The sequence below is a fragment of the Paracoccus broussonetiae genome (assembly GCF_031854425.1).
GTDB lineage: Bacteria > Pseudomonadota > Alphaproteobacteria > Rhodobacterales > Rhodobacteraceae > Paracoccus > Paracoccus broussonetiae.
Window position 1 is genome coordinate 91,092 of sequence record NZ_JAVRQI010000009.1, and the last position, 9,145, is coordinate 100,236.

The 9,145-nt window shown below is 65.5% G+C and carries 12 protein-coding genes; 9 read left to right on the forward strand and 3 right to left on the reverse strand.

The window, feature by feature from the left end:
- Window positions 1-24: 24 nt before the first annotated feature.
- The 8 genes from RM190_RS12835 to RM190_RS12870 all read left to right on the forward strand — a co-directional run bounded on the left by RM190_RS12835 (window position 25) and on the right by RM190_RS12870 (window position 6,194).
- Window positions 25-1,242 carry an NAD-dependent epimerase/dehydratase family protein gene (locus RM190_RS12835; protein ID WP_311759848.1) on the forward strand — a complete coding sequence of 406 codons (1,218 nt, stop codon included), beginning with the start codon at window positions 25-27 and terminating at the stop codon, window positions 1,240-1,242.
- Window positions 1,239-2,078, forward strand: coding sequence for a glycosyltransferase (locus RM190_RS12840; RefSeq protein WP_311759849.1), 840 nt, complete (start codon window positions 1,239-1,241; stop codon window positions 2,076-2,078). The genes RM190_RS12835 and RM190_RS12840 overlap by 4 nt, the downstream gene beginning before the upstream one ends.
- A complete protein-coding gene (locus RM190_RS12845; protein WP_311759850.1) occupies window positions 2,075-2,905 on the forward strand; it encodes an NAD-dependent epimerase/dehydratase family protein in 831 nt (276 codons plus the stop codon). Before RM190_RS12840 ends, RM190_RS12845 begins: the two co-directional genes overlap by 4 nt.
- Window positions 2,902-3,360 (forward strand): GAF domain-containing protein, encoded by a 459-nt coding sequence (locus RM190_RS12850; RefSeq protein ID WP_311759851.1) that lies wholly within the window; start codon window positions 2,902-2,904, stop codon window positions 3,358-3,360. Before RM190_RS12845 ends, RM190_RS12850 begins: the two co-directional genes overlap by 4 nt.
- Window positions 3,338-3,733 (forward strand): GFA family protein, encoded by a 396-nt coding sequence (locus RM190_RS12855; RefSeq protein WP_311759852.1) that lies wholly within the window; start codon window positions 3,338-3,340, stop codon window positions 3,731-3,733. Before RM190_RS12850 ends, RM190_RS12855 begins: the two co-directional genes overlap by 23 nt.
- Window positions 3,734-3,909: 176 nt before the next feature.
- Window positions 3,910-4,536 (forward strand): LysE family translocator, encoded by a 627-nt coding sequence (locus RM190_RS12860; protein ID WP_311759853.1) that lies wholly within the window; start codon window positions 3,910-3,912, stop codon window positions 4,534-4,536.
- Window positions 4,533-5,180 (forward strand): RluA family pseudouridine synthase, encoded by a 648-nt coding sequence (locus RM190_RS12865; RefSeq protein ID WP_311759854.1) that lies wholly within the window; start codon window positions 4,533-4,535, stop codon window positions 5,178-5,180. The genes RM190_RS12860 and RM190_RS12865 overlap by 4 nt, the downstream gene beginning before the upstream one ends.
- Before the next feature lie 78 nt (window positions 5,181-5,258).
- Window positions 5,259-6,194, forward strand: a complete 936-nt coding sequence (locus RM190_RS12870) for an MBL fold metallo-hydrolase (protein WP_311759855.1) — start codon at window positions 5,259-5,261, stop codon at window positions 6,192-6,194.
- Here the strand turns inward: RM190_RS12870 and truB are convergent.
- The 3 genes from truB to rbfA are packed head-to-tail and all read right to left on the reverse strand — an operon-like array spanning window position 6,191 to window position 8,253.
- A complete protein-coding gene (gene truB / locus RM190_RS12875; RefSeq protein ID WP_311759856.1) occupies window positions 6,191-7,087 on the reverse strand; it encodes a tRNA pseudouridine(55) synthase TruB in 897 nt (298 codons plus the stop codon). The genes RM190_RS12870 and truB overlap by 4 nt on opposite strands.
- Window position 7,088: 1 nt before the next feature.
- The gene (locus RM190_RS12880) at window positions 7,089-7,844 is read right to left on the reverse strand and encodes a phosphodiester glycosidase family protein (RefSeq protein ID WP_311759857.1); all 756 of its coding nucleotides are present in this window, start codon (window positions 7,842-7,844) and stop codon (window positions 7,089-7,091) included.
- Window positions 7,834-8,253 (reverse strand): 30S ribosome-binding factor RbfA, encoded by a 420-nt coding sequence (gene rbfA / locus RM190_RS12885; protein WP_311759858.1) that lies wholly within the window; start codon window positions 8,251-8,253, stop codon window positions 7,834-7,836. Before rbfA ends, RM190_RS12880 begins: the two co-directional genes overlap by 11 nt.
- 69 nt (window positions 8,254-8,322) lie before the next feature.
- Here rbfA and dapB point away from each other — a divergent pair, with 69 nt between their 5' ends.
- A complete protein-coding gene (gene dapB, locus RM190_RS12890; protein WP_311759859.1) occupies window positions 8,323-9,129 on the forward strand; it encodes a 4-hydroxy-tetrahydrodipicolinate reductase in 807 nt (268 codons plus the stop codon).
- Window positions 9,130-9,145: the final 16 nt, after the last annotated feature.

The following is a 9,145-nucleotide window of genomic DNA, read 5'->3' on the forward strand; positions in this document are numbered from 1 at the left end:
GCGGCGCAGCAGAAGGAGATGATGATGCGCATTGCAGTTCTCGGCGGTGACGGATTCGTCGGTTGGCCGACCGCCTTGCACTTGTCCGAGCTGGGGCACGAGATCCATATCCTCGACAATCTCTCGCGGCGCTGGATCGATACCGAGCTGGGCGTGCAATCCCTGACCCCGATGGACTCGATCCAGGAACGCTGTCGCATCTGGCATCAGGAAACCGGACGCAAGATCCATTTCCACCTTCTGAACCTGGCGACGGAATATGAGCGGCTGAAGCAGTGGCTGGCCGAATATCGCCCCGGCGCGGTGATCCATTTCGCCGAACAGCGCGCCGCGCCCTATTCGATGAAGACCGATCGCCACAAGGTCTATACCGTCAACAACAACACCAACGCGACGCATAACCTGCTGGCCGCGCTGGTCGAGACCGGCATCGACGCGCATCTTGTCCATCTGGGTACGATGGGGGTCTATGGCTATTCCACGGTCGGCGCGCCGATCCCGGAAGGCTATCTCGACGTCCAGATCGACACCCCCGCTGGCAAGCGGGACCAGCAGATCCTGTATCCGACGCGACCCGGTTCGGTCTATCACATGACCAAGAGCCTCGATCAGATCCTGTTCCAATTCTACGCCCAGAACGACGGTCTGCGCATCACCGACCTGCATCAGGGCATCGTCTGGGGCACCCATACCGACCAGACCCGCCGGCATGAGCAGCTGATCAACCGCTTCGACTATGATGGCGATTACGGCACGGTGCTGAACCGCTTCCTGATCCAGGCGGCGATCGGCTATCCGCTGACCGTGCATGGCACTGGGGGCCAGACGCGCGCCTTCATCCACATTCAGGACTCGGTGCGCTGCGTCGAGCTGGCGTTGAAGGATGCACCGCAGGCCGGCGAGCGTGTGCGAATCTTCAACCAGATGACCGAGACACACCGCGTCCGCCATCTCGCCGAGATGGTGGCGAAGCTGACCGGGGCCGAGGTGGCCTATCTGCCCAACCCCCGCAAGGAGGCCGAGGAGAACGACCTGATCGTCAGGAACGACCAGTTCCTTGCGCTGGGGCTGAAGCCCATCACCCTGGCCGAAGGGCTGCTGTCCGAAGTGGTCGAGGTGGCGCGGAAATATGCCCACCGCATCGACCGCACCCGCGTCCCGGCCGTCTCGGCCTGGACCAAGGACATCGCCAAGCGCGTCGAGCATGACCCCGAAGGCAAAAGGCTGCGTTCCGTCTCGTGACATCCGGCATTCACCCCAAGGGCAAGGCGCGGTCCGACCGCGCCTTCGTCACGCTGGCAACCAATCCCGATTATGCGACCGGGGCGGCGGCCCTGTTCCGCTCGCTTCGCCGGACCGGGACCTCCGCCGACCTCGTGCTGCTATACACCGATCTGCCCGACAGCCTGGTGAATGAGCTTTGCGCATCGGGCCTGCGTGCCGTTCATGTGGATCTGCTTCCGACCTCGGACGATTTCAACGCGCTTCATGCGCGCGACCGGCTGCACGGTGCGGCCCCCTTTACCAAGGGCGAGAAACCGCCCTTTCACACGCCGCTGGACAATTTTGCCAAGCTGCGGCTCTGGCAACTGGACTACCAGCGCGTGGTCTTCATCGATGCCGATGCGATCGTGTTGCAGAATATCGACCGGCTGTTCGACTATCCCGAGTTTTCGGCCGCGCCCAATGTCTATGAAAGCCTTGGCGATTTTCATCGTCTGAACTCGGGCGTGTTCACCGCGCGCCCCTCGGCCGCAACCTTTGATGCCATGCTGGCGCGGCTGGACCAGCCGGGCCAATTCTGGCGGCGCACCGACCAGACCTTTCTGGAAAGCTTTTTCCCGAACTGGCACGGCCTGCCGGTCTTTGACAACATGCTGCAATATGTCTGGCTGAACCTGCCCCAGTTGTGGCGCTGGCAAGATATCCGCGTGCTGCACTACCAGTATGAAAAGCCATGGCAGCAGCATGCCAAGGCGGACAGTCTGCGGGTGCTGATCGATTTGTGGAAAGCCCATGCGGGCGACGGCCCGGTTCCGGACCCGCGCGACCTGCCTCCGCCCCCCGGTGCGGCATGAGGATCGCGCTGACCGGCGCCTCGGGCCTTGTCGGGCGCTGGATCCACCGCGCCGCGATTGAGGCCGGACATCAGGTCGATACCCTGCCCGGCTGGCGTCTTGGCCAGATCCCGGACATGACGGGCTGCGATGCCCTCATCCACGCGGCGTTCCAGCATGTCCCTGGCAAGTATCGCGGTGGCGAGGGGGACGACCCCGACGCCTTCACGCGCGCGAACCTGGATGGCTCGGTCGCGTTGTTTCACGTGGCACGCGCGCAGGGGGTGGGCCGGGTGCTGTTCCTGTCCTCGCGCGCGGTCCATGATGGCCACCCGGCCGGCATCGATCTTGCCGACGACCTGCCCGCCGCGCCCGTCAATCTTTACGGCGAGGTCAAGGCAGCGGGTGAAGCGGCGCTGTCCGCGATGGGCGCGCCAGATTTCCTGACTGCCAGCCTGCGCCCGACCGGGGTCTTCGGTCCCGGACAACCGCAGAAATGGACCGGGCTGATCCGCGACTTTCTGGCCGACCGCCCCGTGCCCAGCCGCGTTGCGACCGAGGTCCACGGTGCCGACCTGGGACGCGCCGCCTTGCTTGTGCTGGGCGATCCCGCGATGGGCGGCAGCTATAACGTCAGCGACCTGATCCTTGACCATCACGACCTTCTGTCGGGCATCGCGGTCTTGACCGGCAGCCACGTCCCGCCGCCTCGCCGCGCGGATGTCGGGGCATTGCGGGTGCCGCTGTGTGATCGTTTGGCCGCGCTTGGCTGGCGGCCGGACGGGCTTGCGCGCCTTCACGCCGATCTGCCACAGATCCTGCGCGACGCCATTGGGGAAGAATCATGAAACAGGTCGATTACGCCGAACTCGCGCAAACCATCCGCAGCCTCGCGCATGGCGAAACCGACGAGGTCGCTCTGATGGCGACCCTAGCCTGCGAGATCCACCATGCCGACGCCCGGTTCGACTGGACCGGCTTCTATCGCGTCACCGAACCCGAGGTGCTGAAGATCGGCCCCTATCAGGGTGGTCATGGCTGCCTGGTAATCCCCTTTTCGCGCGGGGTCTGCGGGGCGGCGGCGCGCAGCGGCGAAACCCAGCTTGTGCCCGATGTCGATGCCTTTCCGGGCCACATCGCCTGCGCCAGCTCGACCCGGTCCGAGCTGGTGATCCCGGTCTTTGGCGCGGACGAGCGTCTTCTGGGCGTCCTTGACATCGACAGCAACCAGCCCGACGCTTTCACCCAGGAAGATGCAGACCGCCTGCGGGAGATCCTGGATGAAAGCTTCCACCGACACTGAATTCACCGGCCACTGCCTGTGCGGCCAGATCCGCTTTCATGGCGTCTATGACGAAGACCATGGGCTGAAGGCCTGCCATTGCAGCCAATGCCGGCGCTGGTCTGGCCATGTCTGGGCCGCGATCCTGCCCAAATCCCTGGTGATCGAGGGCGAGCCGGCATGGTACCGCGCCTCGGACATCGCGCGGCGGGGGTTCTGCGCCAGCTGCGGATCTTCGCTGTTCTGGCAGCGCGACGGCTCGGACATCATCGACGTCGCCGCGGGCGCAATCGACAGCCCGACCGGGCTGGAACTGCTGGGCCATATCTTTGTCGCGGACAAGGGCGACTACTACCAGATCGCTGACGGCCTGCCGCAGGACCCTGCCGAATAAAGACCAAGGGCCGCTGCCTGTGCGGGGCGGTGGCCTTTGCGCTCGACCCTGTTCTGGCGCCGCAATGGCTCGGCAAAGGTTGACGTTTCCGCCGGCGCGTTCGATACGCCGACAGGGCTAAGGCTGGGCGCGCCCTCTTATCCCGATGACCGCGGCGACTATTACAGGTTCTGACGATGATCTGGGACACGATTGCCAATTTTCCGGCGCAGCAGCTGATCGCCTTCATGGCGGGCGCCTTGGTGCTGAACTTTGCCCCCGGGCAGGACGTTTTCTTTGCCAGCGCCTGTGGCATCCAGAACGGACCGCGCGCGGGCGCGCTGGCGGGGCTGGGGGTCGGGCTGGGCGTGACCTTCCATGTCGTGATGGCCACGATCGGCCTGGGCGCACTGGTCGCCGCCCATCCCGAGGCGCTGGTAGCGATCAAGTTTGCCGGCGCGGGCTACTTGCTGTGGCTCGCCTGGAAAAGCTGGAACGCCGGAGAGATCGACCCCCGCGCCCGCGCCGCATCCAGCACATGGAACATCATCCGCCGCGGGGCGCTGTCGAACCTGCTGAACCCCAAGCCGGTGCTGTTCCTGCTGGCTTTCCTGCCTCAGTTCACCCGTCCGGAATTCGGCCCGATCTGGCAGCAGATCCTGGGGCTGGGGCTGATGTTCATGGCCTCGGGGACGCTGGTGACGATCGGTTACGGTCTTGTCGGCGGCTTTGCCGGGGCGGTCATCGGCAAGCGGCTGGGGATCGTGAACCGCATCGCCGCCGTGATGTTCGCGGGCCTTGCCCTGCGGCTGGTCTGGAAATGAGCTTCGTTTACGAACCGACGGACGAGCAGCCGCAGGTGATCCATGCCGATCACGAGGTGCTGGTCGTGTCCAAGCCCTCTGGACTTCTTTCAGTGCCGGGTCGGGGCGAGGATCGGACCGATTGCCTGATCGAGCGCCTGCGCGGCGCCTTTCCCACCATCCTGCTGGTTCACCGGCTGGACATGGACACGTCGGGCGTCATGGTCTTTGGGCTGACGCCCCATGCGCAGCGGTATCTGTCGAAGCAGTTCGAGGATCGCAAGACCAAGAAAACCTATGTCGCCCGGCTGTCGGGACGGCTGGAGCCCAAGGTCGGCACCGTCGACCTGCCGCTGATCGTCGACTGGCCGAACCGGCCCCGGCAGAAGGTCGACCATGCCGAAGGCCGCCCCGCCCAGACCGATTGGCGGGTCATCCGCGCCACGAACATGGAAACGCGCGTGCGCTTGTCGCCCGTGACCGGGCGCAGCCACCAGCTGCGTGTCCACATGGCCGAGCTGGGCCACCCCATCCTTGGCGATTCACTTTACGCCACCGGCGCGGCCGCCGATTTCCCGCGCCTGATGCTTCACGCCGAGAACCTGCGCTTCAAGCATCCCGAAACCGGGGTGATGCAAAGCTTCACCGCCCCGGTCCCGTTCTAGGCTTCACGACAGTTTCACTCGGGATGCAGAGAAATTTCGCTTAGTATCGGCGTGGTTTAGCCAATATGGGAGCGGAAGATGAGCAATACCGGAATCAGCCGTCGCAGCGCCATCCTGTTGGGCGGGTCCGTCCCCGCGATGATGGTCCTGCCTGCCCTGGCCCAAGGCCAGGCGCCAGCGACGGAACAGGAGGCGCCGATGGCCCAGACCCACACCGTCCAGCTTGGCGGATTCCAGATCACCACGATGCTTGGCGGCGCCGCCATGCGCGAGAAGCCGATCGAGACCTTCGGCGTGGGTGCCGACGCGGCCGAGTTCGAGAAGCTGAGCGAGGCGAACTTCATCCCCTCGGACCGCTCGGGGCAGTCGTTTACCCTGACGCTGGTCAAGACCCCCGATGCGCTTGTCCTGTTCGACACGGGCATGGTTCCCGACGTCAACAAGGCGGCGCTGGCCGCCGCGGGCTATGCCCCCGATGATGTGACCCATGTCGTGCTGACGCATATGCATGGCGACCATGTCAGCGGGCTGATGCAGGAGGGCAAGCCGGTTTTCGCCAAGGCCCAGCTGATCGCGCCGAAGGACGAGAATGATTATTGGGCCGCCAATCCCAGCGAGGCCTATACCACCCATGTCGTGCCGCTGATCGACAAGGCGACCCTGATCGGCGACGGCGACCAGGTCTTGCCGGGCATCACCGCCGCGGCCGCCTATGGCCACACGCCGGGGCACACCATCTATCTGCTGGAAAGCGATGGGCAAAAACTGCTGATTACCGGCGACAGCTTCAACCACTATGTCTATTCGGTGCAGCGCCCGGAATGGCATGTCCGCTTCGACGTGGACAAGGACATGGGCGCGACCACGCGCAAGGCCGTGCTGGCGCGGCTGGCAGCCGACCGCATCCCGTTCATCGGCTATCACATGCCCTTTCCCGCGCTGGCCTTTATCGCGCCGGGCGAGGCCGAGGGGACATTCCGCTATGTCCCCGCGACCTACCAGTTTGCGGGCTAGCTCAGGTTGAAGACGCGGCTGGGCTGAACCTCGCCGCCCATGTAACGGCCGATGCACAATGCGCGGCCGTTACGGCTGACCCAGACCTCGGTGCCGAAATCGGCGTGACCCAGAACCTGGCCGGGATTGCCGTTCAGGATGCGGACCTCGCCCATTTCGGTCGCCTGCATCTCGGGCAGGTCGGTCAGCGCCGATTGGATCGGCAGCAGCGCGGCCTCGATCTCGGACTGGTTGGCGCGGTCGATCCGGTCCCAGGCGATGCCATCAGCCGCCTCGAACGGGCCGGACCAGATCCGGCGCAGATGATCGACATGGCCAAGACAGCCAAGGGCGCGGCCCAGATCGCGGGCAATGGCGCGGACATAGCCGCCCTTGCCGCAGACCATGCGAAGGTGTGCCTGATCGCGCGTCGTGCCCAGAAGCTCCAGCGATTCAACCCAAAGCGGGCGGGCGGCCAGTTCGACCTCTTCACCCTCGCGCGCAAGGTCATAGGCGCGCGCGCCATCGACGCGAACGGCCGAAACATTGGGCGGAACCTGCATGATCTCGCCGGTGAAGGCGCCAAGCGCGGCTCGGATCGCGGCCTCGTCGGGGCGCGCGTCACTGGTCTGGCGCACCTCGCCCGAGGCGTCGTCGGTCGAAGTCTCGGCCCCCCAGTTGACCGTGAAGTCATAGGCCTTCAGCGCGTCCGTCAGGATCGGCACGGTCTTGGTAGCCTCGCCCAGTGCGATCGCCAGGACCCCGGTGGCGTCGGGGTCCAGCGTGCCCGCGTGGCCCGCCTTCTTGGCGTCAAGCGCCCAGCGGACCTTGCCGACCACGTCGGTCGAGCCCACGCCAGCGGGCTTGTCCACGATCAGCCAACCGTGGATCTCGCGTCCCTTTTTCCGCGCCATGTCAGTTCTTTCCCGTATATCCGATGATCGGCCCCAGTCGGCGGCCGAAATCCGATCGGCGCAATTCGGGCGAGTAAAGCCGCGAGATCGAGCCGTCGAAGTAAAGCGCATCGCGCGCGCCAAGGCCGTCCTTGAACAGGCGGCCGAACTCGTGGAACGTCACCTCGTCATCCGAGATCGCGAACCATGCCGTCTGCCCGTCGGGCGAGACACCGACGCCGTTCCTGATGTGGCGGCTGTCGCTGTCGACTAGAAAGCGCGGATGCAGGGCGCCGTCGATGACCAGCATCGGCCCCGACTGCGTCGCGATCCGGCATTGGGGCTGCGCCTGCTTGAAGGCGCGGCTTTCGACCACCTGATAGGGACGCGTGCCGCCGGCGCAGAAGACACCGTTCGGCAGCATCCCGAAATTGCCGCCGCCGCCCGCCGTGACCAGATCATGTTCCTTGGTGCCGTCGCTGACGTAAAGTCCGACCGGCGAATAGTCGGGGTGATACATCCCGGCATTCATCGCGAAGGCCAGCACCTCGCCTTCTCCCAGCGTCTTCCTGACGCTGAAGAAGTCACCCAGCACATTGCCTTCGGCATCGTTCAGCCACAGCTTCAGCCCCGGCTCTTGCGTGGCATCCAGCGTGCAGATGACATAGCCTTGGCCGTCGAAGTCGCGCTTTTCACAGATCCCAGCCATCGCGGGCAGGGTCATTGCCACAAGCGCGCCAAGGGCAAGGCCCAGCCGGCGCTTCAGATCAATCTTCATCGCCGCCTTCGTCGTCATGCTCGACGTCGCGGCGCACGCGGTCTTCGTTCAGAAGACGGCGGGTGTCGTCCATGCGGTCGAAAGTCTCGTCCAGCACGAAGCGCAGCTGCGGCGCGTATTTCAGCGTCATCGCCTTGGCGACCAGATGGCGCAGCTCGCCCGCGTTGCGGCGCAGCGCGGCCAATGCCTCCTCTGCGCCCTTGCCGCCCAAGGGCAGGACATAGGCGGTCGCGACCTTCAGGTCGGGTGATGTGCGGACCTCGCCCACCGTGATCGAGTAACGGTTCAGGTCGGGATCATGGACGTCGCCGCGCAGCAGGACGTCGGACAGGGTGTGTCGGATCAGTTCGCCCACGCGCAACTGGCGCTGCGAAGGACCGGACCCGGAGTGAAATCGGTTCTGTGCCATGCGCGCAGATGTAGGGGGTCGCGGCCCGCGCCGCAACGGGATAGACCATGCCAAAACGGGGGTATGGACATGGAAAAACCGGGAATCGTCATCACCGGCGTGTCGGGCCGCATGGGCCAGATGCTGGCGCGCGCCGTTCTGGCATCTGATCAGGCGCGACTTGTCGGCGCAACCGTGCGCGAAGGCAGCCCCTGGGCAGGCCGCGATCTGGGCGAGGCGATGGGCGGCGCGGCCCTTGGCATCACCGTCACCGACGACGCGGTAGGGGCCATTGCCGGGGCGCAGGCGGTGATCGATTTCACCACACCTGACGCCACCGTGGCCTTTGCCGAACTGACCGCGCAGGCCCGTGCAGTACATGTGATCGGCACCACGGGCTTCGAGCCGGGGCACCTGGCAAAGATCACCGCGGCGGCGCGGCATGCCCCGATCATCCGCGCCGGAAACATGAGCCTCGGCGTCAACCTGCTGGTCGGCCTGACCCGCAAGGTCGCCGCCGTACTGGGCGAGGACTGGGATGTCGAGGTGGTCGAGGCGCATCACAACCGCAAGGTCGACGCGCCCTCGGGCACCGCTCTGATGTTGGGCGAGGCCGCCGCCGAGGGTCGCGGCTACACCCTGGACGAATTGCGCACCCCTGCGCGCGAAGGCATCACCGGCGCGCGCCAATCAGGCACGATCGGCTTTTCCGCCATCCGCGGCGGCGATGTCGTGGGCGAACATGACGTGATCTTTGCCACCGCGGGCGAACGGGTTGTGCTGCGTCATCTTGCCTCGGATCGGATGATCTTTGCCCGTGGCGCGCTTCGTGCGGCGCTTTGGGGTCAGGACAAGGGACCGGGCGAATATGACATGGCCGATGTGCTGGGGCTTTGACGCCCCCGCCCGCCCC

Excerpts from the sequence above, each read along its gene's own strand:
- truB (WP_311759856.1), bottom strand. The coding sequence starts at position 7,087 with ATGGCGCGGAAAAAGGGACGCGAGATCCACGGTTGGCTGATCGTGGAC.
- RM190_RS12835 (WP_311759848.1), top strand. The coding sequence starts at position 25 with ATGCGCATTGCAGTTCTCGGCGGTGACGGATTCGTCGGTTGGCCGACC.
- dapB (WP_311759859.1), top strand. The coding sequence starts at position 8,323 with ATGGAAAAACCGGGAATCGTCATCACCGGCGTGTCGGGCCGCATGGGC.
- RM190_RS12870 (WP_311759855.1), top strand. The coding sequence starts at position 5,259 with ATGAGCAATACCGGAATCAGCCGTCGCAGCGCCATCCTGTTGGGCGGG.
- RM190_RS12860 (WP_311759853.1), top strand. The coding sequence starts at position 3,910 with ATGATCTGGGACACGATTGCCAATTTTCCGGCGCAGCAGCTGATCGCC.
- RM190_RS12855 (WP_311759852.1), top strand. The coding sequence starts at position 3,338 with ATGAAAGCTTCCACCGACACTGAATTCACCGGCCACTGCCTGTGCGGC.
- RM190_RS12880 (WP_311759857.1), bottom strand. The coding sequence starts at position 7,844 with ATGAAGATTGATCTGAAGCGCCGGCTGGGCCTTGCCCTTGGCGCGCTT.
- rbfA (WP_311759858.1), bottom strand. The coding sequence starts at position 8,253 with ATGGCACAGAACCGATTTCACTCCGGGTCCGGTCCTTCGCAGCGCCAG.
- RM190_RS12850 (WP_311759851.1), top strand. The coding sequence starts at position 2,902 with ATGAAACAGGTCGATTACGCCGAACTCGCGCAAACCATCCGCAGCCTC.
- RM190_RS12845 (WP_311759850.1), top strand. The coding sequence starts at position 2,075 with ATGAGGATCGCGCTGACCGGCGCCTCGGGCCTTGTCGGGCGCTGGATC.
- RM190_RS12865 (WP_311759854.1), top strand. The coding sequence starts at position 4,533 with ATGAGCTTCGTTTACGAACCGACGGACGAGCAGCCGCAGGTGATCCAT.